The 24621-nt window shown below is 60.4% G+C and carries 23 protein-coding genes and 2 tRNA genes; 12 read left to right on the forward strand and 13 right to left on the reverse strand.

Annotation, left to right across the window (positions count from 1 at the left end):
- Positions 1-17 precede the first annotated feature (17 nt).
- The 7 genes from speA to ACR0I0_RS19715 all read right to left on the reverse strand — a co-directional run bounded on the left by speA (position 18) and on the right by ACR0I0_RS19715 (position 7703).
- Complete coding sequence (speA, locus tag ACR0I0_RS19685) at positions 18-1907, reverse strand: biosynthetic arginine decarboxylase (RefSeq protein ID WP_171722800.1); 1890 nt, start codon at positions 1905-1907, stop codon at positions 18-20.
- A 101-nt stretch (positions 1908-2008) separates the two neighbouring features.
- Positions 2009-3094, reverse strand: a complete 1086-nt coding sequence (locus tag ACR0I0_RS19690; RefSeq protein WP_480492571.1) for a DUF1513 domain-containing protein — start codon at positions 3092-3094, stop codon at positions 2009-2011.
- A gap of 3 nt (positions 3095-3097) precedes the next feature.
- Complete coding sequence (locus ACR0I0_RS19695; protein ID WP_480492572.1) at positions 3098-4108, reverse strand: imelysin family protein; 1011 nt, start codon at positions 4106-4108, stop codon at positions 3098-3100.
- Between the two features lie 3 nt (positions 4109-4111).
- Positions 4112-5659, reverse strand: coding sequence for a di-heme oxidoreductase family protein (locus ACR0I0_RS19700; protein WP_480492573.1), 1548 nt, complete (start codon positions 5657-5659; stop codon positions 4112-4114).
- On the reverse strand, positions 5619-6104 hold the full coding sequence (gene bfr / locus ACR0I0_RS19705; protein WP_170346155.1) for a bacterioferritin: 486 nt from the start codon (positions 6102-6104) through the stop codon (positions 5619-5621). The genes ACR0I0_RS19700 and bfr overlap by 41 nt, the downstream gene beginning before the upstream one ends.
- Complete coding sequence (locus ACR0I0_RS19710) at positions 6052-6345, reverse strand: (2Fe-2S)-binding protein (protein WP_171722804.1); 294 nt, start codon at positions 6343-6345, stop codon at positions 6052-6054. Before ACR0I0_RS19710 ends, bfr begins: the two co-directional genes overlap by 53 nt.
- Positions 6346-6431: 86 nt before the next feature.
- On the reverse strand, positions 6432-7703 hold the full coding sequence (locus tag ACR0I0_RS19715; protein ID WP_480492574.1) for an imelysin family protein: 1272 nt from the start codon (positions 7701-7703) through the stop codon (positions 6432-6434).
- Positions 7704-7952: 249 nt separating this feature from the next.
- Between ACR0I0_RS19715 and ACR0I0_RS19720 the strand changes: the two genes are divergently transcribed.
- On the forward strand, positions 7953-8510 hold the full coding sequence (locus tag ACR0I0_RS19720; RefSeq protein ID WP_209832354.1) for a ZrgA family zinc uptake protein: 558 nt from the start codon (positions 7953-7955) through the stop codon (positions 8508-8510).
- A 472-nt stretch (positions 8511-8982) separates the two neighbouring features.
- Here ACR0I0_RS19720 and ACR0I0_RS19725 read toward each other — a convergent pair whose 3' ends face one another.
- Positions 8983-9933 (reverse strand): GlxA family transcriptional regulator, encoded by a 951-nt coding sequence (locus tag ACR0I0_RS19725; protein ID WP_480492575.1) that lies wholly within the window; start codon positions 9931-9933, stop codon positions 8983-8985.
- Between the two features lie 168 nt (positions 9934-10101).
- Here ACR0I0_RS19725 and ACR0I0_RS19730 point away from each other — a divergent pair, with 168 nt between their 5' ends.
- From ACR0I0_RS19730 to ACR0I0_RS19745, 4 genes are read left to right on the forward strand one after another with little or no spacing between them, the layout of a single operon-like run.
- Positions 10102-10812 carry a GntR family transcriptional regulator gene (locus tag ACR0I0_RS19730; protein ID WP_480492576.1) on the forward strand — a complete coding sequence of 237 codons (711 nt, stop codon included), beginning with the start codon at positions 10102-10104 and terminating at the stop codon, positions 10810-10812.
- A 7-nt stretch (positions 10813-10819) separates the two neighbouring features.
- Positions 10820-11737, forward strand: a complete 918-nt coding sequence (locus ACR0I0_RS19735) for a dihydrodipicolinate synthase family protein (RefSeq protein WP_480492577.1) — start codon at positions 10820-10822, stop codon at positions 11735-11737.
- 5 nt (positions 11738-11742) lie between these two features.
- Positions 11743-13239, forward strand: coding sequence for an aldehyde dehydrogenase (locus ACR0I0_RS19740; protein ID WP_480492578.1), 1497 nt, complete (start codon positions 11743-11745; stop codon positions 13237-13239).
- Positions 13236-14576, forward strand: coding sequence for an NAD(P)/FAD-dependent oxidoreductase (locus ACR0I0_RS19745; protein WP_480492579.1), 1341 nt, complete (start codon positions 13236-13238; stop codon positions 14574-14576). The genes ACR0I0_RS19740 and ACR0I0_RS19745 overlap by 4 nt, the downstream gene beginning before the upstream one ends.
- A 10-nt stretch (positions 14577-14586) precedes the next feature.
- On the opposite strand, the gene ACR0I0_RS19750 is transcribed toward ACR0I0_RS19745, so the two are convergent.
- The 4 genes from ACR0I0_RS19750 to ACR0I0_RS19765 form a co-directional block, all read right to left on the reverse strand.
- Positions 14587-15321, reverse strand: a complete 735-nt coding sequence (locus tag ACR0I0_RS19750; RefSeq protein WP_480485456.1) for an SDR family NAD(P)-dependent oxidoreductase — start codon at positions 15319-15321, stop codon at positions 14587-14589.
- Positions 15318-16049, reverse strand: coding sequence for an SDR family NAD(P)-dependent oxidoreductase (locus ACR0I0_RS19755; protein ID WP_480485454.1), 732 nt, complete (start codon positions 16047-16049; stop codon positions 15318-15320). The genes ACR0I0_RS19750 and ACR0I0_RS19755 overlap by 4 nt, the downstream gene beginning before the upstream one ends.
- 15 nt (positions 16050-16064) lie before the next feature.
- Entirely contained in the window at positions 16065-17168 is a 1104-nt protein-coding gene (locus ACR0I0_RS19760; protein WP_480492580.1) for a mandelate racemase/muconate lactonizing enzyme family protein, read from the reverse strand.
- A gap of 72 nt (positions 17169-17240) precedes the next feature.
- Positions 17241-18788: a trimethylamine methyltransferase family protein gene (locus ACR0I0_RS19765; protein ID WP_480492581.1), complete on the reverse strand. Its 1548-nt coding sequence runs from the start codon at positions 18786-18788 to the stop codon at positions 17241-17243.
- A gap of 227 nt (positions 18789-19015) precedes the next feature.
- Here ACR0I0_RS19765 and ACR0I0_RS19770 point away from each other — a divergent pair, with 227 nt between their 5' ends.
- The 3 genes from ACR0I0_RS19770 to ACR0I0_RS19780 all read left to right on the forward strand — a co-directional run bounded on the left by ACR0I0_RS19770 (position 19016) and on the right by ACR0I0_RS19780 (position 21624).
- Positions 19016-20488, forward strand: a complete 1473-nt coding sequence (locus ACR0I0_RS19770; RefSeq protein WP_480492582.1) for a flavin-containing monooxygenase — start codon at positions 19016-19018, stop codon at positions 20486-20488.
- On the forward strand, positions 20489-21475 hold the full coding sequence (locus ACR0I0_RS19775; protein ID WP_480485446.1) for an alpha/beta fold hydrolase: 987 nt from the start codon (positions 20489-20491) through the stop codon (positions 21473-21475).
- 72 nt (positions 21476-21547) lie between these two features.
- Positions 21548-21624: transfer RNA gene (locus tag ACR0I0_RS19780), tRNA-Met, on the forward strand.
- 385 nt (positions 21625-22009) lie between these two features.
- Here the strand turns inward: ACR0I0_RS19780 and ACR0I0_RS19785 are convergent.
- Positions 22010-22084: transfer RNA gene (locus ACR0I0_RS19785), tRNA-Thr, on the reverse strand.
- 83 nt (positions 22085-22167) lie between these two features.
- Between ACR0I0_RS19785 and ACR0I0_RS19790 the strand changes: the two genes are divergently transcribed.
- The 4 genes from ACR0I0_RS19790 to ACR0I0_RS19805 are packed head-to-tail and all read left to right on the forward strand — an operon-like array spanning position 22168 to position 24593.
- Complete coding sequence (locus ACR0I0_RS19790) at positions 22168-22323, forward strand: hypothetical protein (RefSeq protein WP_171118532.1); 156 nt, start codon at positions 22168-22170, stop codon at positions 22321-22323.
- Between the two features lie 6 nt (positions 22324-22329).
- Positions 22330-23598, forward strand: a complete 1269-nt coding sequence (gene murA / locus ACR0I0_RS19795; protein ID WP_171634135.1) for a UDP-N-acetylglucosamine 1-carboxyvinyltransferase — start codon at positions 22330-22332, stop codon at positions 23596-23598.
- The gene (locus tag ACR0I0_RS19800) at positions 23595-24071 is read left to right on the forward strand and encodes a DUF2948 family protein (RefSeq protein ID WP_480492583.1); all 477 of its coding nucleotides are present in this window, start codon (positions 23595-23597) and stop codon (positions 24069-24071) included. The genes murA and ACR0I0_RS19800 overlap by 4 nt, the downstream gene beginning before the upstream one ends.
- A complete protein-coding gene (locus ACR0I0_RS19805; protein ID WP_480485442.1) occupies positions 24072-24593 on the forward strand; it encodes a GNAT family N-acetyltransferase in 522 nt (173 codons plus the stop codon).
- Positions 24594-24621 lie beyond the last annotated feature (28 nt).

Consider the following 24621-nt stretch of genomic DNA (forward strand, 5'->3'; position numbering starts at 1 on the left):
TCTCCTCTCACAGGGGGTTATTCGTAATAGGTGTAGCCGTTGATCGAGTCGCGATAAGCGCTCATCAGGGTTTTGCGGTCCTTGGCTTTCAGAGTACCGGTCGAGATCGCCTCGTCCACCATTTTGCGGAAGGCGGCGACGCAGTCGGTGGGGTCGAATTCGACATAGGACAGCACCTGACTGATCGTGTCGCCCTCTTGTTCGTGCAGCAGGTCGAACCCTCCGTCAGCGCGCAGGTCGATGGTGACGACGTTGGTGTCGCCGAACAGGTTGTGCAGATCCCCCAGCGTTTCCTGATAGGCGCCGACGAAAAAGACGCCCATGAAATATTCATCATCTTCCGGCAGGGTATGTACCGGCAGACTGGGTGAAACACCGTCTGCCAGGATGAACCGGTCGATCTTACCGTCGCTGTCGCAGGTGATGTCGGACAGGACTGCCCGGCGGTCGGGTGTCTGGTTCAGGCCCTGCAAGGGCACGATGGGATGCAGCTGGTCAATGGCCCAGACGTCCGGCAAGGACTGAAACAGAGAAAAGTTGCAGTGGTAGATATCGGCCACTTTCTCAAGCTGGTCGTCCACGTCGGTTTCCAGATCGTCACTGGCCGCCAGCGCCTTGAGGCGGGCCATCAGCGACAGGTAGATCCGTTCGGCCCGGGCCATCTGGCGCAGGTCTACATATCCACGGCGGAACAGGGCGCGCAATTCGTTGCGATAGAAGGTGGCGTCGTTCCAGCATTCCTGAAGACGGTCTTTGCTGAGATAGCCGTGCACCGCGGCAAGGTCTGAAACCATGTGGTGATCGTCGGCTTCAACCTCGGGGCCGTTGGGCGCATCATAGAGCGTGCTTTCCAGCACGTTGAACACCAGCATCGACGACGTCGCCACCACCGCGCGGCCGCTTTCGGTAACCAGCGTCGGGTGGTCCACCTCGGCCTCGTCCATGGCATAGGCCACGGTTTCCACCACATTAGCGCAGTATTCCTCGACCGTGTAGTTGATCGAGTTTTCAGCCGCCTTCTTTTCACCGGTATAGTCCACCCCCATACCACCGCCGAGGTCCAGATGGGTCAGCGGCACGCCCTCGCGCGTCAGTTCGGTGTAATAGCGGCAGGCCTCGCCCACCGCGCGGCGCACGTCGTTGACGTCCTGCACCTGAGAGCCCAGATGCGAATGCTGCAACTTCAGGCAATGCAGAAGGCCCGCGTCGCGCAGCTTGTCCACCGTGGCCACCAGTTGATCGGTGTTCATACCAAAGGCGGACCGGTCGCCCGAGCTTTCTTCCCATTTGCCGCTGATCTGGTTGGTCAGCTTGACCCGCACGCCAATCAGGGGTTCAATGCCCAGCTCTTTGTATACTTCGATCACCGTGTCAGCCTCTTTCGGGCTTTCAAGAACGATCACCGTGTTGAACCCGATCTTGCGGGACAGGATGGCCAGCTGGATGAATTCGGCATCCTTGACGCCGTTGCAGACGATCAGCGCTTCGCTGGCCAGCCGATGTGCCAGCGCGATCACCAGTTCGGGTTTGGACCCGGCCTCGAGCCCATAGTTGTACTTCTTGCCGAATTCGACGATCCGGTCGACGACCTGGGCCTGCTGGTTCACCTTGATCGGGAACACACCGCGATAGCTGCCTCTGTAGCCGACGCGGGCGATGGCTTCGCGGAAGCTTTCGTTCAGATGCGCGATCTCGTGTTCCAGATAGGAAGAGACGCGCAGAACCATCGGGGCCTTGATGCCTCGGTCGTTCAGATCGCTGAGAATACCTGGCAGGCTGATCGCGCCAACATCGGGAGCCAAGGGATTGCGCAGACCGATCTCGCCCTGCTCCGTCACCTCGATGAGGCCTTTGCCCCATTTCTCAACTCCGTAGATCGAATGCGGTGCGTCGGGCGTCTGTTTCAATCAAGTCGGTCCTTAACGTTGGGGTGCCAGTTTCGCGCCCGGCAATACGGCAGCTGTTTGATTCTTCCAAGTCTAAACTATGTGACGGAAAAATCCGAATTTCATGCCGGTGGGCTGATCGGGACCAGATGATTGTCCCACTGGCACTTCGCGCGGGTCCAGATCTCGGGGTGCGCAGTGGTCAACGCACCGAACACACCGGTTCCGGTGGTGAAAACCAAATCGTTTGGGCCGGAACCAAGCCCGCAGACATCCTCAAGCTCGAACGCATCGCTGAATGTGCCACTGGCCACGTCGAACCGCTGCAACGCATTGCCGCGTGGACAGGTGATGGCAACGGTTGCACCATCCGCCGAAAACGCGATGCTGCCCGCATAACCTTGCAGCGTGCTCTGATCCTGCACCGGCGCAGACAGAAGGTGCGGGTTTTCCCCCTGACGGTGCAGGCCCAGCAAGGGCGGATGTTCGGCTTTGCTGCCCTGCCACTGCATCGCAAAGCCCACCAGCCCGTCGCGACGGACCGCCAGATGGCGGATCGAGTTCTTGTGAAGCGCAGGCGACAGCGACACCTGTTCCTGAACCAGGCCCGTCAGGGAAAGGTAGGTCAGGTTGGGCTTCATCGTCGGCAGGTTCAGTTTCGTGCGCCCGGTTTCGGGATGGGTTTCGATACCGCCATTGGCAATCACAAGCGTTTTCCCGCCCGGCATCAACCGCATGTCATGCGGCCCGACGCCGCCGGACGGGAATTCGCCCAAGCGCGCAAAGGTTTCAGCGTTCCAGACGCCTATGATACCTTTTCCGGCCTCGTAATCGTTTTCGGTGGCAAAGAAAATCGTGCCGTCGGCTGAAAAAGTACCGTGACCATAGAAATGCCGGCCTTCCGGCGCCGTCAGCCGCGCGATCGGTGATCCCGTCACGCAATCAATCACCACGGCAAAGGTGCCCGGACGGCGCGCAAAGGCGACGGCCTGTGCTTTTACCGGATGTGCCGCCGCCGCATGCCCGCGCGCGGGCAGGGGCACGGAAAACAGAAGGGTTCCCTGTGCATCCAGCCCGGCCAGTCGATACGAACCATCCGGAAACAGCGCTGCGGCCAGAAACTCCGGCGTGCCCACCGAGGCCCATCCATGGATCGGAGGAAGAGAGGTTGCAGCAAGCCCTGCAAGGAAACGGCGGCGCGATGTCACGGATCAGTCTCCGTCCAGAGAATTGAAGCCTGCGCTGACGCCCAGCGTCGGGCCAAGTTCAGTCGAAGCAATTGCGCGAATATCGTGGATGGACTGTTGCAGGGCCTCGATACGGAACCGGGCCTGCGGATCCGCAACGCCGGCCAGCGCCGGGTCGTCAATGGGCTGGGCATTCTCAATGGCGCGCGCAAAAGCAGCATCCAGATCCGCGGCGATATCGGGATGATCAAAGGCCAATCGCGAGGCAAGATCACGAAGGGCCATCAGCGAAAGTTCGACATGGCGCAAGGATCGCTTCGACCGCCACGCTTCGGCGCGGTTCGGACGCGGGCGGTCGAACGTGCCCAACGGGCGACCAAGCCGAGTGTCGGCCGTGAACTCAAGACCCGTGGACAACGCCTTGAACAGTTCCTGCATCGCTTCGTCCTGCGTTCGGTAGCGGCCGTTCTTGCCGGGCCGGGTCAGGCTGGGGGCATAGCTTTGCCAGTCATCGGCCATCGCCCGTGCGTTGGCATCAATGTCCGCCGCGATCGCCTGAATCAGCGCGCAGCGGTAATCCGCATTGCCCTGCTCTGCAAAGGCGGGATCTAACAGCATTTGTTCCAGCGCAAAGAACCCGCGCCCGGCTATGGATGTCTCGGCATAGGCTTCGGGGTCTTGCACGGCGTCATCCTCGGTTGCGATATGCTGGGACAGGGCTTTGGTGGTGAACCCTTTCGTGTCGGGCCAGAACGCCATGGCAAATGCACGATCATCGACCTCGGTCGGACCGAAACGCAGGTGACTGGCGGAAATCCAGCTGTCGAAGGCCGCATCGTAAGCCGCGCGCAACGCAGGTGAGGTCGGATCGCAATCCACCCGCGATGCACTGACCAGAGCCCCGGTCGTTTCCGGCAGCTTGTCGAACCTGGGCAGTATATGTGTCTCGGCAACGTCCATCAGGATCGGTGCGCGGTCCTGCGCCTGTGCGGCAAGCGGCATCATCAACGCGGCAATAATTGTAAGAATACGCATGGGTCAGAGGCTCTCCAGAAAACGGATCAGGGCGTCGCGGTCAGTTTTCGGCATCGACACAACCGCATCGCGCGCGGCCTGGGCTTCGCCGCCGTGCCACAGGATCGCCTCGAGCAGATTGCGTGCCCGCCCGTCATGCAGAAACTGCGTGTGGCCCGAGACGCGTTCGGTCAGACCAACACCCCACAAAGGCGGCGTCCGCCATTCGCGCCCCGTCGCGCGGGCCTCGGGGCGGTGATCCGCCAGACCTTCGCCCATGTCATGCAGCAGCAGATCCGTGTAAGGCCAGATCAGCTGAAAACTGTGCTCGGGCCGATCTTCCAACCGGTGGGTGACATGGGCCGGAGTATGACAGGATGCGCAGCCGGTCGTGTGAAACACCTCTTTGCCGCGCAAAACCTCGGGGTCGTCGACATCACGGCGGCCGGGCACGCCCAGATTGCGGCTGTAGAAAACCACCAGGTCCATGCCCTGCTGATCGATCTCGAACTCGCGGGTATCGGTGTCGCCATGCGGGGCCTCGACGCAGTTCACCTGCAAGTCCGTGCAGTCCCCCTGAGGTGCCGGGTAAAGCGGGCTTGAAATACCGATATCCCCGGCAAAGGCTGCGGCGGATTGCTCCATCACCGTCGGCATGCCTACCTTGTGCCCGAACCGGCCCATCATCGGGGCGCCGTATTCAACAGACCAGACGATGTTCGGACGGCCCGAGATGCCATCCCCATCCACGTCGTCGGGATCAGCCTTGGCCAGAAGGTCTTCGACCGGGATCGCCTCGAGCAGGCCAAGCCCGATCATCTGTGGTGCGACCCTCGGGCTCAGCATTGCATCCGGGTGCAGAGGGCCATAGCCCAGATCAGCGGCCCTGTAAGTCGGGCGGCGCAGTGACGCGGTCTCGCCGTCAGAGAGTTCAACAGGGACTTCTTCGTAAGAGATATCCAGCCGATATTCCGCCGGATGCCCCGCAAGCGCGAAATCCTGCATCTGCCCGCCATAGTTGGGATCGGGCCGGGTGGCGATGTAATCCTCGATCTCGGCATACCCGTCTTCCGGCGCGCCGGGGATCGAGACCCGAAGGAACATTGAGACCGCGTTGTCATCGGGCCCGTTCGGTGTGTGCCCCCGCCCATCCTTTATATGGCAACGCTGGCAGGATCGCGCGTTGTACAGCGACCCCAACCCGTCAGAGGCCAATGTGGATGATGGTGACGACACCCAGATTTTCTTGAACAACCCGTTGCCGACCTTGAAATCCAGCTCCTGCTCGAAGCTCAGATTGCCCGAGGGTTGCGAGAACGCATCCGCGTCGTTGCGGACCCGGACAGTTGCCGCCCCGGCCGAGAGTTCTTCGAACGGCTGCGACACGCCAAAATCCTGCGGGGGTGCCGTCACGGCGGCAATGCGGGCGCGTTCCTCGTCGGTGCGGGGGGTGAATTTCAGATGCAGGTCCCGCAGCTCGGCTGCCAGGGAGGGGGTGGCCGCCAGGGCGGCCACTGACAGGGCAAAAAGACTATTCGCCTTCGTCCATTTTCGATGCGTTGAGTTGCGCATAATTGGCTTCGCCGATCCTTTCATACAGGTCGAGCTGCGTTTCGAGGAAGTCGATATGTCCCTCTTCATCGGACATCAACTGTTCGAACAGCGACATGGAGACAAAGTCGCCGGCCTCCCGACAATACTCGCGCGCTTCCTTGTAAAGTGCCCTGGCGTCGATCTCGGCCGCCAGGTCGCATTCCAGCGTTTCCTTCGGCGTCTGACCGATCCGCAACGGGTCCAGTTTCTGAAGGTTGGGGTGACCTTCCAAAAAGATGATCCGTTCGATCAGCTTGTCCGCGTGGCCCATCTCTTCGATGCTTTCCTCGCGGCTTTTCTTGGCCATATGGCCAAGGCCCCAGTCTTCTTGCAGGCGGTAATGCAGCCAGTATTGACTGACGGCAGTCAGCTCATGCCGCAGAGACTTGTTCAGATATTCGATGACCTTCGGATCGCCTTTCATCAGCCTTCTCCTGTGTTGCTCCGGCACGCAAAGTGCGGAGTTGCATGGGGACTTCCAGATTACCGCTGGCCCGCATTGTGTCTAGGAACAGCGGCATGCACCCGCCACAATCCGCCGATTTGCCAAGGGCATGGTAGATCTTGCCGGGGGTGATTATGGTCCGCGGATCCGCCGTGCGCATCCAATCGATGGCGGCACGGATGTCGTGATCGGATATGTTGGTGCAGTGGCAGACAATCATTGGTCTTGGCTCGTTTCGCCGCCCTGTCAGGCGATCAGTAAGGTTTGCAGGGGCCGGAAAGAAACCCTCTCCGGCCCGCTTGAAGATTAATGGAAGACGGCGTCCGGGTTATCCAGGCTGTCTGACCCTTCAAACGCAACCCCGTCCAGCTCCAGCGCGGTTACGATGCGCTCGATCGTTTTGGTCTGATCGATCAGGCCGTTGACGCCGCCCATGATCAGGGCCTCACCGCCTTCGTTACCGCGCTCAAGCATCTGGTCATAGGCAAATCCCGCCTCGGCCGTTGTCTTGATCTTGCCCAGGGCCTGCATGGTGGTGGCCAGTTTCGCTTTCATCTCGGTATCCAGCGCCGGATCGGTGGCGATGACCAGATCGGCCAGAGATGCGCCCGAAACCGGGGTGCCATCAATGCGGGTATAGCTGCCCAGATAGACGTTCTGGATGCCCAACCCGTCATAGTAATGGCTGTTGTGGGTGTTGTCCGAAAAGCAGTCATGTTCTTCTTCGGGATCGTTCAGCATCAGGCCAAGGCGCATCCGTTCGCCGGCTTGCTCGCCATACGAGAGAGAGCCCATGCCGGTCAGGATCGCGCTGATGCCTGCTGCTTCGTTCTCCACAAGGGCTGCGCGCGCCGCTCCGCCGTCTTTCCACTGATCCGCCATCCAGGCCAGATCGCTGACCAGCAGTTCGGTCGCAGCGCTCAGATATTGCGCGCGACGGTCGCAATGGCCGCCGGTACAGTCCTCGCCCTGCGCATAATCGGTCGCTGGGCGGTTGCCGGCACCGGCGCCATGGCCGTTCATGTCCTGACCCCACAGAAGGAACTCGATGGCGTGATAGCCGGTTGCCACATTCGCCTCGATACCATCGGCTTCGTGCAGGGTGTCGCTCAGCAGTTCGGGGGTGATTTCGCTGGCATCAATGGTCTCGCCCGACAGTTGGAAACTGGGGTTGGCGATGACGTTCAGCACGGCAAATTCGTTTTCGTCCGTCGCGCCGCCATAGGCCGCGTCGACATAGTCGATCAGCCCTTCGTCCAAGGGCCAGGCGTTCACCTTGCCTTCCCAGTCATCAACGATGGCATTGCCGAAGCGATAGACTTCCGTCTGCTGATAGGGGACACGCGCAGCAACCCAAGCCGCGCGCGCCGCGTTCAACGTTGCGTCCGAGGGATCGGCGATCAGCGCGTTGACCGCATCCTGCAATTTCCTGGCTGAAATCAGGCTGTCCTCAAATTTGGCTTCCGCAATATTGGCATAGGTGTTCAGTACATCTGCCTTGGTGGGGGCATCACCCGAGATCGCGGCGGTTGCCATGCAAAATGTCAGGGCGCTGGCAGTGGTGAATAACTTGGTCATAGGAGTTCGATGCTTTCCTGTCAGAACTGTCGGATCGCGCGGGGATGCCCCGCGGGTTTCGCGAAGAATTAACTGAGTGATTTAGTCGGTAATGTCAACCTGAGTTTTATTGTCGGATATAGGCAATGATAGTTGAATCCCACGCTCTTCCCCAAATCTGGCGAGCTCTGATCCGAGGGTTAACGTTGCGTGGCAGGTGATTCGCGGTAAAATCACTGTTGTGATTCTGTTAAAGGCGGTTTTTGGTTAATGAAGTGCTCTGTTCTGGCGTTGTCTCTTTTTCCGGCAGCTCTTGCCGCTCAGGCGACGCAGATCACGCCCACCCATCAACATGGGTCCGGTCAATTGGAAATCGTGTTTACGGACACGGAATTTACGCTGTCGCTCAGGGTTCCAAGCATTGACATCATTGGGTTCGAGACCCCGGTGGCAAGTGATGACGAGCGTACGCGTGTCGCCATCGCGATTTCCGAACTGTCCAAACCACTGGATCTGTTTGTCGTCCCGCCCGACGCCGTGTGTTTTACCGCATCTGCAAACGTGATCCTGACGCATGATATTCCGGGGCAGCAGGACAACGCGGGCGAGGGGGGCACGTCATTCGCAACGGGCGAACATTCGGAATTTCAGGCTGACTACGTTGTTCAATGTCAGGATATGGATGCGCTGACCACGATGGAATTTGCGTATTTCCAGCGGTTCAACGGGACAGAGAAGCTGAACGTTCGCGTCGGATCAGGCGCGGCGACCAGCGCCCATGAAATCACGCGCGCCGCGCCCAGGCTGGATATGACGCAAATCCGTTAGAAATGGCGCTTGAGCGCCTGTTGGGCGGTTTCAGGCACGCAGCCGAATCTGTCGAGCCAAGATTGCCCCGTCCATCCGTGGGGTGCCGGGCAGAAAACGAACACCTCAGATCGAAGCATATTGCTCCCCGGTGCGATCTTTGAATGCAGCAAGGACGAAACCTGTAATTTATATTTTTTGCAAGTGGTTATGGCCTTTGAGGTTGCCGGACTTCGCTGAATCAAAAGTCTCCAATTGAGGCAAAGATTAACGAATAAGGGCACAAGAATCGCATGTATGACAAGTTCTCGCAAAACTTATGCCAATATCCAAATCTATTGGTACATCATCCTGCCGATCTGTTGACTAGTCCGGTTTTAATGAGGGGGTATCTCGGCAGGGTTAGGGGGATGCCCGTTCAGGCCCGTCATGGGCCGACAAAGCGCGGCATCCCCTGCCGTTTCGATTGCGGCAAACCCACCACCACACAATGTCAGTCGATCTTGTTGCGTTGCGCGTGCGGGGTGACGCCAAAGCTTGATCGGTAGACGCGCGAAAAATGGCCCGGGTTTTCAAAGCCACAGGCCACGGCAATCTCGGTGACGGATGCTTCGGTCTGAAGCAACAATTTCTGGGCGCGCTCCAGCCGCATTTCCATGAAGTATTTCTTGGGCGACGTGTTGAGGTATTTTCCAAACAGCCGCTCAAGCTGTCGGGTTGAAATGCCAAGCTCTTCTGCAATGAACGAGGGGGAAACCGGGGTTTCGATACTGTCCTGCATGATGGTGATCGCCTTGGCGAGGTGCGCATTGCGCATTCCGTTGCGTGATTGCAGGGAAACCCGTTGTTTAGCTGTGGCATTGCGTACCGCGTTATAGACCATCTGATCCGCCACATCGATGGCCAGTTCTTCACCGTGATCGCGTTCGATCAGGTGCAGCATCAGATCCGCCGTTGCCGTTCCGCCAGATGCGGTAATGTGCTTTTCATCGGCCACGAACACGCTGCGTACCAGGTTGACCTCGGGAAAGGCCTCCATGAACGCGTCGTGATATTCCCAGTGGATTGCCGCTTGCATTCCGTCGAGAAAGCCAGCCTCGGCCAGCACCCATGCCCCCGAGCACAGGGCGCCGATTTTCGTGCCGCGCGCGCGTTCGCGGCGAAGGGTTGCAAGCAGGGGGCGGGTGACGTGGTCACGCATGTGAATGCCCGACAAGACAAACAGCTGATCACATTTGGCCAGACCCTGAAGGCCGGAATGCACCAGCGTGATGGATCCGTTCGAGCACACGGCCTGCTCGCCATGTTCTGACAGAAAGGACCAGCGGTACAGTTCATCGCCGCTCACAAGATTGGCGATCCGCAAGGGTTCGACTGCGCATGAAAACGCAAGGTGCGAGAACTCCTCGACAAGGACGAAAGTGATGTGCCGCGTCTGAGGCATGAGCAGTACCGTTTGCAAGCTGGGACAAAGCCCAGAACATGAGTCTATTTCGCAGGCTCTTATGCTGCACGAATTATTATTGTATACAAGTTGTATTTTTATGGAATACAAAACTGTGACCGCACGCGATTCGACCGCGTTCGCCGAACAGAAGGATGAGGCCAAAGCATGAAAGACGAAGCCAAGTCTCGTAAAAGCGCGCTGAAAGAGCACCTGAAAGTGTCCATCCTCACGCTGCGCCTGCGCCCAGGCGCCGATCTGGACGAAGCGCATTTGTCCGAGGAATTCGGCTTGTCGCGCACGCCGCTGCGCGAGGTGTTTCGACAATTGGCTGGCGAAGGCTATCTGGATCTGCGGACAAACCGCAGCGCCCGGGTTTCGGAAATGTCCTACACCACACTGCGCGACTTCTTCCTTGCCGCGCCCATGGTATACGGAGCGATCCTGCGTTTGGCGGCTTTGAATGCGTCGAACGCCCAGATCAATGATTTGAAAGAGGCCCAGCAGGCGTTCAAGGCGGCCCTTCGGTCCGGGTCCGGCGAGGACCGAGCCTTGGCCAACAACCGCTTTCATGACGTGACCGGCGAAATGTCCGGAAATGTCTACCTGCTGCCGTCGTTCAATCGGCTGTTGATCGATCACGCCCGGATCGGCATGACGTTTTACCGGCCTCAGACGGCTGAGATGTCCGAGAACCTGTCCGAAGCAAGCCGCCAGCACGACGCCATCATCGCCGCCATCGAGGCGCGCGACGAGGCGGCTGCTGCGCAGCTGGCCGAAGATCACTGGAACCTGTCACGCGATCAGATCGAGATGTTCGTGATGCCTGACGCGCTGGATGTCCCGATGGGCGTCCCGCCCCTTTCGAAACCTGCATGAGGACGGAATGAACCCGATTTTCAAGTTTGAGGGGATCTATACCCCTGTGGTCACGCCCTATCACGACGATGGCAGCGTGAATTGGGACATGCTGTCCGACGTGATCGAATACCTGATCGAAAACGGCGTGCATGGCCTGATCTCGGGGGGGTCGACCGGTGAGAACTATGCCCAGACCGTCCACGAACGTGTCGAACTGGCCCGGTTCACGCATGAGCAGTTGAAGGGCCGGTTGCCATTGGTGGTTGGCACAGGCGCGATGCTGACGCCGGATTCGATTGCCCTTGCCGCCGGCGCGCGCGAAATCGGCGCCGATGCGATCCTGCTGGCCAGCCCGCCGTATTCGGTGCCGACTGATCGGGAAAACGCGCTGAATGCGCTGGCCATCGACAAGGCCGCTGATCTGCCGGTGATGCTGTACAACTACCCGCACCGCACCGGCACGATGATGGGTGAGGAATTCCTCGACCGCGTTGGCCGCAGTCGCAACTTCTGCGGCATCAAGGAAAGCTCGGGCGATATCAACCGGGTGCATTTGCTGGCCCGCGACTATCCGCATATCCAGCTTGGCTGCGGCATGGATGATCAGGCGCTCGAATTCTTTGCCTGGGGTGCGCCGTTCTGGGTGTGCGGCGGGTCCAACTTCCTGCCTGCCGAACACGTGGCTCTGTATCAGGCCTGCGTGGTCGAAGGGAATTTCAACAAAGGCCGCCGGATCATGTCTGCGATGATGCCGCTGATGCGGGTGCTGGAACAGGGTGGCAAGTTCATCCAGACCATCAAGCATGGCGTCACCATGAACGGGATCGATGCGGGCGCTATGCGGCCTCCGTTGAAGGGCTTGAACAAGGACGACAAACGCGCGCTGGAACAGGTCACGCGCGTGCTGAAAAAGACAATCGCCGACATCGTGGCGGAAGGGTAAGAGACATGGATCTGCTGACACAGGACGAATACAAATCCATCGCCGCAGGCCTGAACCTGCCGACCGGGGCGTTCATCGACGGCGCATTCCGCCCGGCGATCTCGGGTGAGACGTTTGCAACCGTAAACCCGGCCACCGGCGACAAGCTTGCCAATATCGCATCCTGCGGTGCGGCGGATGTGGATTTTGCAGTCGAAAAAGCGCGCGAGGCCTTCGACGATGGCCGCTGGTCGAAACTGCACCCGTCCGAGCGCAAGGACGTGCTGATCCGGCTGGCCAAGCTGATGACCCGCAATGCCCGCGAACTGGCGGTGATGGAAAGCCTCGACAGTGGCAAGACCATCTATGACTGCGAAACCGTGGACGTGCCCGAAACCATCCACTGTCTGAAATGGCATGGCGAGGCGATCGACAAGATCTACGATCAGGTCGCACCTGCCAGCGACGACCATATCGCCATGGTCGTGCGTGAGCCGATCGGCGTCGTGGGGCTGGTACTGCCGTGGAACTTCCCCCTGCTGATGCTGGCGTGGAAGATCGGCCCGGCACTGGCGGCGGGATGTTCAGTGGTTGTGAAACCCGCGGCTGAAACCACACTGACCGCGCTGCGTATGGCCGAACTGGCGATGGAGGCTGGCCTTCCCCGCGGCGTGCTGAACATCGTACCGGGTGGCGGTGCCGACGTGGGCGAACCCATCGGGCGGCACATGGATATCGACATGGTGTCCTTCACCGGCTCGACGGTGACGGGCAAACGGTTCCTGACCTATTCGGCGGAAAGCAACGCCAAAGAAGTGGTGCTTGAGATGGGCGGCAAGAACCCTGCCATCGTCATGGATGACGCCGAAAACCTAGACCGGGTGGCGGCGCATGTGGTGAACGGTGCGTTCTGGAACATGGGCGAGAACTGCTCTGCCTCGTCGCGCCTGATCGTGCACAAAGACGTGAAAGCCGAACTGCTGGACCGCATCGCGCATCACGCCAAACAGTGGAACATCGGCGACCCGCTGGATCCTGAAACCCGCATGGGCGCGCTGGTCAGCGAAGGGCATTACAACAAGGTCTGCGGATATCTCGATCAGGTTGAAAACGTGGTGATCGGCGGCAAGGCCGATAAAGGCTTTGTCGAGGCGACCGTCGTCGAAGTGCCGGGCAATGACGCCGTGCTTGCCCGAGAGGAGATCTTCGGCCCGGTCCTGTCGGTGATCGAAGTGTCGGGCTTTGACGAGGCCATCAAGATCGCCAATGACACCGACTATGGCTTGTGTGCCTCGATCTTTACCGCCAACGCCAAACGGGCCATTCGTGGTGCGCGGGCGATCCGGGCGGGCACCGTGACCGTCAACAGCTTTGGCGAAGGCGACATCACCACGCCGTTTGGCGGCTACAAGCAATCGGGCTTTGGCGGGCGCGACAACTCGATCCATGCGCATGATCAGTACACCCAGCTGAAAACCATCTGGATCGATCTTGCAGACGACGCCGACGAGGCTGTGGATTGACACGATACGAGGCCAAAAGACTGCCGCGGCAGACCGGTCCGGCGGGATGGAATGCCATCCTGCCGCCCCAGGACCCTCTGCCAGAGCTCGAACAGGACCTGACCGCCGACATCACCATTGTCGGCGGAGGGTTTGCCGGGCTGACGGCGGCGCGGCGATTGCACCAACTGGACCCTTCGCTGAAGATCGCCCTGCTGGAAGCGGGCCGATTTGCCGATGGTTCGGCGGGGCGGAACTCGGGGTTCATGATCGACCTGCCGCATGATCTGGCCTCGGACAATTACGCAGGCGATGGGCTGGAAGCGGATCGCGCCGCCATTGCCCTGAACCGCAAGGCCATCGCTTTCGCGACCGAGGTCGCCGCCGATTGCGACCTGCCGCAGGAAATGTTCGACCCTTGCGGAAAATACAATGCAGCCGCCACACGGGCAGGAGACGCCCATAACCGCGCCTTCGCCGAGCATCTGACCAAACTGGGTGAGCCGCACACGCTGTATGACCAAAAGCAGATGCAAGAGATCACGGGCAGCCCGCATTATGTTTCGGGGCTGTTTGCGCCGGGGACGGTGATGATCCAGCCCGCAGCCTATGTGCGGGCGCTGTCGGGTCAACTGGCTGGCCAAATCAACGTATTCGAGAACGCGCCAGTCACCAGCTTTGAAAAGCAGGGCGCAGGTTGGGTGGTCAACACCGCCAGGGCCAAAGTCAGCACCGGGCGGATCGTTCTGGCCAACAATGGCCATCTGGAAAGCTTCGGATTCTACCAACGGCAATTGATGCATATCTGCCTCTACGCCTCGATCACGGCGCCGCTGACCGAGGCGCAGATCAAGACACTGGGCGGGCAACCGCGCTGGTCGGTGACCCCGGCGGATCCGATGGGCACCTCGGTCCGGCGCATTTCGGGCAGCTATGGGGATCGCATCCTGATCCGCACCGGGTCCAGTTTTCACCCGACGATAGAAACCACCCGGATGCGGTTGCGCAATGCCGGCTGGGTGCATGACCGGAAGTTCCGTGAACGCTTTCCGCATCTGCCCGATGTACGGATGGAGCATCGCTGGGCCGGGATGCTGTGCCTCAGCCGCAATGGGTCTGCGGCGTTCGGCGAAGTGGCGGATGGCGTGTTCTCGGCCTGCTGCCAGAACGGCCTGGGCATCGCCCGCGGCACCCTGCAAGGCATGGGCATCGCGGAACTGGCGCTGCAAGGCGGATCAGAGATCGCGGATCACTTTCTGGCGCAGCCGGATCTTCCGCGATTGCCGCCCGAGCCTTTCGCCTCGCTTGGGGCGAACAGCTATCTGATCTGGAAAGAATGGCGGTCCGGCAAGGAATGACGCGTGGGCATCAGGGCAAGCTCAGCTTGGCCATACGCCCACCATCTATCGTAAAGACCTGCCCGGTGATGAAACCCGCATCCCCGGACGCCAGAAACGCGACGAGCGCGGCAACTTCTTCAGACCGCCCTGTTCGGGCCACCGGGTGGATCTTGGCGATGTCGCGACGGAATGCGGGCGGGTCGGGCATGGATTCGATGAAATCCTCGTTCAACTCGGTATCGATCCAACCGGGCGCGACGGCGTTGCAGCGGATACCTTCGCCCCCGTGATCCACGGCAACGGCGCGGGTCAGGCCGTGCAACCCTGCCTTTGATGCGCAATAGGCAGCGTGACCGGGATTGCTGCCCAGGCCTTCTATGGATCCGGTGTTGACGATGGCGCCCTTGGTCTGGCGCAGATGCGGCAGCGCGGCCTTGATCATCAGGAACGGGGCGGTCAGGTTCACCGTCAGGTTGCGGTGCCAGTCCTCAAGGCTCATTCCTTCGACCGAGGCTTCCTGCATCATGCCGGCGTTGTTGACCAACACGTCCAGACGCCCGGCTTTCGCGATCACTTTGTTGACCACCTGTGCCGGGCTGTCGGGAAGGGTGAAATCTGCAGCAATGCCTTGGAATTCGGTGTCCTGACCACGTTGGGCGGTGAAGACCAGTGCGCCTTCGTCGTGCAAACGCCGGGCAATGGCCTTGCCGATGCCGCTGCGCCCGCCGGTGACCAGTGCCACCTTTCCATCGAACCGCCTCATGATACCGGTTTCCCTCCATTCACCTCAACCAGCGTGCCGCAAACATAACGCGACGCGTCCGAGATCAGGAACATGATGACGTCGGCGATGTCCTCGGGCTCGGCGATCCGGCCCAGCGGCACGGTCCGGCCCAGTTCGGCTACGGCTGTATCGGGGTCAAAGCCCCGCGTTTCAAAGCCTGATCGCAGCATCGGGGTATTCACTTCGTTCGGGCAAACGGCGTTGATGCGGATACCCTGATGGGCGTGATCCATGCCCATGCACTGGGTCAGGGACGCGATGGCCGCCTTGGTCATGCAATAGACCGCATGATTGGGGCCGGGGCGCAGCCCCCAGCAGGACGCGGTGTTGACGATGGCCCCGCCGCCAGCGTCCGCCATGATCGGAATTGCCGCACGACAAATGCGGAACGGGGCTTCGACATTGACACCCAATGACAGAGACCAATCCGCATCAGACGTATCCGTGACCGACCCGCGCGTGATGACGCCCGCATTGTTGATCACGATGTCAAGCCCGCCCAATGCGGACGCGGCTGCGCCGGGCAGCTGGTCTGCATATTCGGGAACAAGCAGATCACCGGGCAGATGTGCCTCGGCCTCGATGGCATCGACAGCCCGGTCGGCGACTGCGACCCGCGCCCCGGCATTGCGCAGGCGTTGAACGATTGACGCCCCGATGCCGCCAGCCGCGCCAGTGACCAGAGCCGATTTTCCTTTCAGGTTCATATTGTCATCCATTTCTTAGAATGATGCGACAGGTGCGCCGAGCAGGCTTTCATCAGGAACCACGCCCAGCCCCGGCCCGGTTGGCAGCGCGATATGCCCGGCGTCGACCCGGATGCCGTTTTCGGGATCGTAGTTGCCTTCGATATATGGCGCAGCCAGCCAGACGCCTTCCAGCAGGTCGGGCCGAACGGTTGCACCGATATGGGTGCATGCAGCGGCGATGATGTCCCCGCCCCAGCTGTCATCGCAGGTATGGGGCAGGTTGCGCGCCTCGCAGATATCACGGAAGGCGCGCATCGGGTGCAAGCCGCCGATGCGGGTGACCTTCATGCCGAACCCGTCGACCAGACCGGTGCCCGCCGCCGAGACCACGGTGTTCAGGTTGGTGCTGTTTTCATCCATATAGATGCCATGCGTGACCTGAGGCCGGATCTTCCTGAGATCTTCGATTGTGTTGCAGGGCTGTTCCATGATGAAGGGGATTTCGGGGCATTCGCGGCTGACCCGCAGGGCGTCTCGTGTGGTCCAGCCCCGGTTGCCGTCGACGGCCAGACGCATACCCGATCCCTTGACCACGTCCCAAACCTTTCGAATGGTTTCGATGTCGATCTCGACCGGGCGGCCTCCGACCTTGATTTGCAGACGCGGGTAGCCTTCGGCCATTTTCTCGGCAGCCAGTTTCGCAATGTCGTCGGGTGCACCGACGCCCGTGGCATAATAGGACGGCACCTTTTCCGAGACCGCTCCGCCCAGCAAATCGGAAACCGGAACACCCAAGTGTTTGCCAAGCAGGTCGTGCGCCGCAATGTCGATGGCGGCCTTGGCATAACCATGACCGTTCAACAGCCCATCCATCCGGCGATGCAAGGCCAGAGGCAGGACCTCTGTTCCGATCAGGCCCGGGGCCATTTCGACCAGAGCGGCGCGCGCCCCGGCGGCGTGCGCCTCGGCATAGGTCGGGCCAACCGGGCAGGTCTCGCCCCAGCCGGTCAGACCGTTGTCCGACACGACCTTGACCAGCGTGGTATCGAGCGCCCAGACCTCGGCATTGGCCATCGTATAGGGCCCGTTTTTGACTGGCAGGTCGTGGCTGTAGATATGCAGTTCGGCGATCTTCATCTTGGTTTACGTGTCTTGAGTGGAAAAAAGGGCCCACCCGGATGACGGGTGGGCAAGTACGGGGAGTGTGGATCAGTATGTTTGGTTCAACTCGTCCGCCGCCGGGATTTCCCTTTCGCGGCGGGCGATATAGTCCAGAAGGGCCTCGTTCTTGGCCTCGTCCAGCTTTGGTTCTTCATATTCGGCCAATAGTTTCCGCGCATGTTTCAGGGCGCGTTCGGTGATTTCCACCTCCCCCTCGGCCACCCATTGCTCGATCGAGTTGTTGTCGAACAGTTCCGGCATGAAGAACGCGGTCTGAAAGTTGTCCTGCGTGTGCGGATGACCCAGATAATGCCCGCCGGGCCCCACATCGGGAACCGCTGCCAGGGCCTGGTCGAAATCGTGCCACTTTGGGCCTTCCGCCATCCGGTAAGCCATCGCGCATTGTTCGGCGTCGACGATAAACTTGGCGACCGAACAGTGCATGCCCGCCTCGTTCCAGCCTGCCGAATGCCAGATATAATTGGCCCCGGCGTGAATGACCGCACTGAGCGTCGTGGCGGATTCGTACCCGGCCTGTGCATCAAAGGTCTTGGCCCCACCCAGAGTGTTCGAAGTGCGCCACGGTACGTCGTAGAAGCGCGCCATCTGGCCGATCATGAAGTTCATCAGGCTGATTTCGGGCGTGCCGGCCATCGGCGCGCCGGATTTCATCGAAACGGTCGACAGGTAATGCCCCCAGATCGCCGGGCAGCCCTTGCGGATCACCTGCGTATAGGCCAGCGCCGAAAGCGCCTCGGCGGTCAGCTGCGCCACGGTCGCGGGCACCGATGCCGGGGTGTTCGCGCCACCCAGAACAAAGGGCGAGCACAGAACCGGCTGATTGCGGCGGCAGAAGGCCCGCATCGCACCCAGCATGGTTTCGTCCCACACCAGTGGGCTGTTGCCGTTGCAGTTGCCGGTGGTGACCGGATGATCGTCAATGAACCCTTCGCCGAACAGGATATCGCACATATCCATCACATCCTCGGCATTCCTGGGCGAGGTGGTCATGCCCATGAAGGTCTTGTCCGAGTACTTCATCGACGAATAGGTGATGCGCAGGTGCCGCTGGCTGATCGGGTGGTCGTAGGGCTCGACAATGTGATGGGCCGAGCTGTGCAGCGCCGGCATCATGTGCGACAGCTTGTGGAACATCGCCAGATCATCCAGCGTCGGGTTCCGGCGCACGTCATCCAGATCGCGCAGGAAAGGGGCCCCGGTCATTGGCACGAAGATCGCGTGCTTGCCACCCAGTGCAAGGTTCTTTTGCGGATTGCGCGCGTGATAGGTGAACTGCGCCGGAATGGTCGAGATCAGCTCGCGCACCATATTTCGGTCCAGATAGACCAGTTCGCCGTCAACCTTGGCCCCGGCTTTTTTCCAGTCTTCCAGCGCGATGGGGTCGCGGAACTGAACGCCGACATTTTCCAGAATGTCCATCGCCGCATTGTCGATGCGCTCAACCTGGGTTGCGTCCATGACTTCGCACAGCGGGATGCCTCGGGTCAGGCCCGGCAGCATGTCGAAATTTGGAGCGGTGCGTTGGGCTCGGCGGGCAGAACGTCCGCCGGAACGCGTGACAGTGCGAGTGGTCAAGGGGCAATCCTCCAATTTTGAAACAAACTGACGGATTCGCGGCGCAACCACCTCTCTGATTGCGATATGTGCTTGCAATAAGCGACACGGGTCATTCCAAATAATTTTGTCCCTGCGTAACGAAAAAGACGCCGGGTCATTGTTACCTGTGTGACCTACTTCACAGCCAGGCAAGTGCATATATCTGCAACAGATAAACGCAGGGTTGTTTCAGAAGGCACTCACTCATGCACCACAAAACAGAGATGCTGATCGTCGGCGCCGGGTTTGCCGGGCTGACGATGGCGCTTGAGGCGCGCAAGCGCGGTATCAAGGATATCGCGATTTTGGAAAAGGCCGATGATATCGGGGGGACATGGCGCGAAAATACCTATCCCGGTGTCGCCTGTGATGTGCCGTCGCATCTGTATTCCATGGCGACCCATCTCAACCCGCATTGGAGCCGCGCCTATGCCGGTGGCGCGGAAATTCAGGCTTATCTGCAAAATGTCGCGCGTCAGGAAGGGTTGTATGACCTGTGCCATTTCCGGCAGGAGCTGAAATCGGCCAGCTGGGATGGAACGCGATGGCAAGTTGAAACGATGGATGGCCAGCAATGGTCGGCGCGGTTTCTGGTCTCGGCCATTGGCGCACTTCATTATCCCAGCATCCCGGATATCCCCGGCGCCGACGGTTTTTCGGGGCCCAGTTTCCACTCGGCCGAATGGAATCACGAAGTCGATCTGACCGGCAAGCGCGTGGCGGTCGTTGGAACCGGCGCATCCGCCGTTCAGTTTGTACCCGAGATCGCCAAGATTGCAGGCCACGTCGCGATCTTTCAACGCAGTGCGCCTTACGTGATGCCGCGCCCGGACGGTCCGATTGCGCCCTGGGTGCGCAGCCTTTACGCTTGGCTTCCCATTTTGCCCCGCATTCGGCGCAAGCTGATATTCATGATCTTCGAATTTCGCCACCGCGTGTTTCGTGGTGAGGAACGCGCGGTGAATTTTGCCTTGAAGATGTGGCAAAAGGCATTGGAGCGCGCCATCACCGATCCGGTCGAACGGCGGACTCTGACCCCCGACTATCGGATCGGCTGCAAACGTATCCTGAGTTCGAACGATTGGTACCCGACCCTGGCCCGCGACAATGTCAGCGTTGTTCCGAAGGGCGTCGCCCGAATCGAAGGTGACACGGTCATCGCGGCGGATGGCACCCGGACCAAGGCGGATGTCTTGATCTGGGGCACCGGGTTTCACGTAACCGACGCGGTCGAGCGTCTGGACATTACCGGTGCGGACGGGCTTACGCTGCGCTCTGCCTGGTCGGATGGCATGTGCGCGCATCTGGGTACCGCAGTTTCGGGTTTTCCCAATTTCTTCCTGCTTCTGGGGCCGCATACCGGGTTGGGGCACAACTCGGTCGTGCTGATGATCGAGGCCCAGGTTGGCCATATCGGCCGGGTCCTGAGCGAGATGCAGCGCGAAGGGTTGTCTGCAATCACTCCAGACGCCGCAAAACAGGCGGCGTTCACGCGGGAAATGCACAGCCGCCACGCGGACGGCGTCTGGCAGGCCGGCGGCTGTACATCCTGGTACATGGATGCGGAAGGCCGAAACACGACCTTGTGGCCCGGCACCGTTGCCGAGTTTCAGAAACGCATGGCACAATCAGGGTTGGAGCAATACGGACCCGCCGCCCCTAGCAATGGAGAAAGTTGAATGACAACCGTTCTGATCGCAATCGCCGTCCTTGTTGCGGTTCTGTTTGTCTTGAACCTGTGGACCCGGAAGATTACCCGCCGGGGTCGTGAAACCGTGCCGCAGCTGGGTCAGATCACACCCGTTCGCGGCGGCAGCATCCACTATGTGGAAAAGGGAAATCCCGAGGCGCAGACCATCGTCATGATTCACGGTCTGGCCGGGCAGTTGCAGCACTTTACCTATGCGCTGGTGGATCTTCTGGCCGACGACTACCACGTTATCGCGCTGGACCGGCCGGGATGCGGGTATTCAACGCGCGATACGGCCGAGCTGGCGCAATTGCCCCACCAGGCAGGCATGATTGCCGAGTTTCTGGACAAAAAAGGCGTGGACCGCGCCGTTCTGGTCGGCCATTCACTGGGGGGCGCGGTTTCACTAGCGATGGCACTGGACCATCCGGCCCGGGTCGCCGGTCTGGCGCTGCTGGCGCCGCTGACGCACAAACTGCCCGAAACCCCGGCGATCTTCAAACCGCTTGAGATCCGCTCCGAATGGATGCGCAGCCTGATCGGCAACACGCTTGCCGTTCCCCTTGCGTCCAGAACCGCGCCGCACACGCTGAGCGCAGCGTTTGATCCGGAAACCCCGCCGGACGACTTTCTGGACCGGGCAGGCGGCGCGCTTGGCCTGCGGCCTTCCGCCTTTGTCACGGCCTCTCAGGACGTTGCCGGGGTCGATGCAAGTATCAATGCGCAGGTCGCGCGCTATCCGAAACTGACTGTCCCCGGGGGCATCTTGTATGGCCGTCAGGACGCGATACTGTCACCGCCGCTGCACGGGCCGACAATGACCGAGTTCGGGCTGAGTTACGAAGAGCTGGACGGGTTCGGCCACATGATTCCGATCACAGAGCCCGAAATATGTGCCGTCTTCATCCGCAGGATGACCGACGCGACCACATCCCCTCGAACATCCTTGCAGGACAGGCCATCAGAGCAGGCGTGAAAGAAATCTTGAGGTTGGTTGATTTCCCTCTTGACCCTCCCGGGCCCCTCGCTTACATCGCCTCTCACTCAAGGCGGAGTAGCTCAGTTGGTTAGAGCAGCGGAATCATAATCCGCGTGTCGGGGGTTCAAGTCCCTCCTCCGCTACCAAAACCCTTCCCATTTTGTTGAATGGTTTGAGGCCGCAACGCCGGGGATCCTCCTTCGCTTGTGTATCTACGTATCCAGCCGGCAACACCCGTCTTTGTGCAGATGCTGCCAGCTTGTTCTGGCGTGCCTTGTGCGTCAAATCCGCCCCATGCCGTTAAAGAGCCGGGGGTCTGCGTCCTTGATCGCCCGGCGGCCGTGCTTTACCCGTGTGTGTTGTCGATCACGGCGATATCCCCGTCCTGCCAGTTGATTTCGACCGTGCAGCTTTCGGCGATGTCGTGTTCTTCGTTCGTCAAGAAAACTTCCGCCGCCCCACATCAGGGAATTTACAGGAAGTGTCCCGAGAGTCCGAGTATATCTACAACATCGACTAAATCGGAAATCATGGTGCTGCTGGAGAGAATTGAACTCTCGACCTCTCCCTTACCAAGGGAGTGCTCTACCTCTGAGCTACAGCAGCGCTGTGGGCGGGTGATTAGACTCAAACGAAACGCGGCGCAAGGGTGTCTGGACGGTTTTTTTCGCCTCCTGTAGAGAAAGATCATGACGAATAAAAATTCACCCAAAAAACAAGGCAAATCCGGGGATGCGCGCGAAGAGCGGCTGAAAGCGGCGCTGAAGGCCAATATGGCCCGGCGCAAGGCGCAGGCCAAGGCGCGGGCGACCTCTGGGGACAAGGCCGACAAGGACAAGGGATAAGAGCAGATGGATTCGATTCTGGTGACGGGCAACGGCCCGCTGAATGGTCAGATACCGATTGCGGGGGCCAAAAACGCGTGTCTGACGCTGATGCCTGCAACCTTGCTGAGCGAAGAACCGCTGACGCTGACGAACGCACCACGCCTCAGCGACATCAAGACCATGACCGCTCTGCTGCAATCACTGGGGGCCGAGGTGTCGTCGCTGCAAGATGGTCAGGTGATCGCGATGTCGAGCCATAGCCTGACCAGCCAAACGGCGGATTATGACATTGTGCGCAAGATGCGTGCCTCGAATCTGGTGCTGGGCCCCTTGCTGGCGCGGTTCGGGCAGGCGGTTGTTTCTCTGCCCGGTGGCTGCGCGATTGGTGCCCGTCCGATGGACTTGCATGTCGAAGGGCTCGAGGCGCTGGGCGCCGAGATCGAGCTGAAAGACGGGTATCTGCACGCCAGGGCTCCGGGAGGGCTGAAAGGCGCGGTGCACGAGATGCGCTTTGCCTCGGTCGGGGCCACCGAAAACATCGTCATGGCGGCGACGCTGGCCAAGGGCACCACGGTGCTCAAGAACGCCGCGCGCGAGCCCGAGATCGTCGATCTGGTCGAATGCCTGCGCAAGATGGGTGCGCAGATTTCGGGCGAGGGCAGTTCGACCATCGAAATTCAGGGCGTCGACCGGCTGCACGGTGCCACCCATCAGGTTGTCACCGACCGGATCGAACTGGGCACCTATATGCTGGCCCCGGCGATTTGCGGCGGCGAGGTCGAACTGCTGGGCGGGCGCATGGCGCTGGTTGAATCCTTTGCGGCCAAGCTCGACGCGGCGGGGGTCAGTGTCACCGAAACCCAAAACGGCTTGAAAGTGGCGCGCAAGAACGGCCGTGTGCAGGCTGTGGATGTGGTGACCGAACCCTTCCCGGGCTTCCCGACCGACCTTCAAGCGCAGATGATGGCGCTGATGTGCACGGCTGAGGGCACCTCGGTTCTCGAAGAACGCATTTTCGAAAACCGCTTCATGCATGCCCCGGAACTTGTGCGCATGGGCGCGAATATCGAGGTGCACGGCGGCACCGCCACCGTCACGGGTGTCGAAACCCTGAAAGGCGCCCCGGTGATGGCGACGGATCTGCGGGCTTCGGTGTCGCTGATCCTCGCCGGATTAGCGGCAGAAGGTGAGACGACGGTAAGCCGGGTCTATCATTTGGACCGCGGATATGAACATGTGGTGCGCAAGCTGGAAGGCGTGGGCGCAAAAATCGAACGGATCAAGGGCGAATGACGGACGCAAGTTTTGAAGACGGGCGCGAAGCCCCGCTGAATCTGGGGGCTGAGGATGCAGATGACCTGAAGGTGATCTCGACCCTGGTGCAGGATGCGGTTTTTCCCGTGACCGAGATGAAATGGCAACCGTCGCACCGCCGCTTTGGCCTGTTGCTGAACCGTTTTCGCTGGGAAGACAAAGATGCCGCCGCCCGCCGTGACCGCCCGTTTGAACGGGTGCAGTCGGTGCTGGTCTTCGATTCCGTTCTGTCCGCGGCCAGTCAGGGCATTGATCGCAGCGAGAAAGACATGGTCATGTCGCTGTTGTCCGTCGAATTCGAACCCGGTGAGGATGGCGCGGGCCAGGTCTTGCTGACCCTGGCGGGTGACGGCGCGATCCGCCTGACGGTCGAGGCGTTGGATGCCACGCTCAAGGACGTCACGCGCCCATATCGGGCCCCATCCGGCCGGGTGCCGCAGCACCCCGAATAGATGCAGAACAAGCGCGGCATTTCTCAGGCGTTTTCAAATGTGCCCGAGGGTATTGCCCTGCGTCCCGCGACCGTGTTCGATGTGTTCGACATCAGTCGCGTGCTGATACGGTCGATCACGCAGCTTTGTGTGGCCGATCACAACAACGATCTCGACCATCTGGAACAATGGACCGCGAACAAAGACCCGGCGACCATCCGGGGCTGGTTCAAGCCGGGATCACAGATCTGGCTGGCCGAGCGTGAAGGGCGGGTGGCCGCGGTCGGTGGGTTGTTCGAAACCGGCAAGATCACCTTGCTCTATGTTGACCCGGATCACGTCGGCAGCGGGGTGGGGGCCGCGTTGCTCAACCGGCTGGAACGGCAACTGGCTGCGTGCGGCTGTACCGAGGCGCATCTGGACGGCACGAAAACCGCCCGGGAATTCTATTTGCGCCACGGCTGGAAGGTCACCGGTCAATGCAGTGACAGTCGGGACCTGACCTGCTTTGCCATGCGCAAATCGCTGCACCCCCAGGGCTGAGGGTTGAGGCCGCGCCCCGTGGGCGATA

This window comes from Ruegeria sp. AG6, assembly GCF_056541565.1.

Bases quoted from the DNA above. Each gene is read 5' to 3' on its own strand.
- ACR0I0_RS19760 (WP_480492580.1), bottom strand. From the start codon at position 17,168: ATGAAGATCGCCGAACTGCATATCTACAGCCACGACCTGCCAGTCAAA.
- murA (WP_171634135.1), top strand. From the start codon at position 22,330: ATGGATTCGATTCTGGTGACGGGCAACGGCCCGCTGAATGGTCAGATA.
- ACR0I0_RS19790 (WP_171118532.1), top strand. From the start codon at position 22,168: ATGACGAATAAAAATTCACCCAAAAAACAAGGCAAATCCGGGGATGCG.
- ACR0I0_RS19730 (WP_480492576.1), top strand. From the start codon at position 10,102: ATGAAAGACGAAGCCAAGTCTCGTAAAAGCGCGCTGAAAGAGCACCTG.
- ACR0I0_RS19700 (WP_480492573.1), bottom strand. From the start codon at position 5,659: ATGCGCAACTCAACGCATCGAAAATGGACGAAGGCGAATAGTCTTTTT.
- ACR0I0_RS19750 (WP_480485456.1), bottom strand. From the start codon at position 15,321: ATGAGGCGGTTCGATGGAAAGGTGGCACTGGTCACCGGCGGGCGCAGC.
- ACR0I0_RS19710 (WP_171722804.1), bottom strand. From the start codon at position 6,345: ATGATTGTCTGCCACTGCACCAACATATCCGATCACGACATCCGTGCC.
- bfr (WP_170346155.1), bottom strand. From the start codon at position 6,104: ATGAAAGGCGATCCGAAGGTCATCGAATATCTGAACAAGTCTCTGCGG.
- ACR0I0_RS19720 (WP_209832354.1), top strand. From the start codon at position 7,953: ATGAAGTGCTCTGTTCTGGCGTTGTCTCTTTTTCCGGCAGCTCTTGCC.
- ACR0I0_RS19775 (WP_480485446.1), top strand. From the start codon at position 20,489: ATGACAACCGTTCTGATCGCAATCGCCGTCCTTGTTGCGGTTCTGTTT.
- ACR0I0_RS19695 (WP_480492572.1), bottom strand. From the start codon at position 4,108: ATGCGTATTCTTACAATTATTGCCGCGTTGATGATGCCGCTTGCCGCA.
- ACR0I0_RS19805 (WP_480485442.1), top strand. From the start codon at position 24,072: ATGCAGAACAAGCGCGGCATTTCTCAGGCGTTTTCAAATGTGCCCGAG.
- ACR0I0_RS19755 (WP_480485454.1), bottom strand. From the start codon at position 16,049: ATGAACCTGAAAGGAAAATCGGCTCTGGTCACTGGCGCGGCTGGCGGC.
- ACR0I0_RS19725 (WP_480492575.1), bottom strand. From the start codon at position 9,933: ATGCCTCAGACGCGGCACATCACTTTCGTCCTTGTCGAGGAGTTCTCG.
- ACR0I0_RS19735 (WP_480492577.1), top strand. From the start codon at position 10,820: ATGAACCCGATTTTCAAGTTTGAGGGGATCTATACCCCTGTGGTCACG.
- ACR0I0_RS19770 (WP_480492582.1), top strand. From the start codon at position 19,016: ATGCACCACAAAACAGAGATGCTGATCGTCGGCGCCGGGTTTGCCGGG.
- ACR0I0_RS19800 (WP_480492583.1), top strand. From the start codon at position 23,595: ATGACGGACGCAAGTTTTGAAGACGGGCGCGAAGCCCCGCTGAATCTG.
- ACR0I0_RS19740 (WP_480492578.1), top strand. From the start codon at position 11,743: ATGGATCTGCTGACACAGGACGAATACAAATCCATCGCCGCAGGCCTG.
- ACR0I0_RS19715 (WP_480492574.1), bottom strand. From the start codon at position 7,703: ATGACCAAGTTATTCACCACTGCCAGCGCCCTGACATTTTGCATGGCA.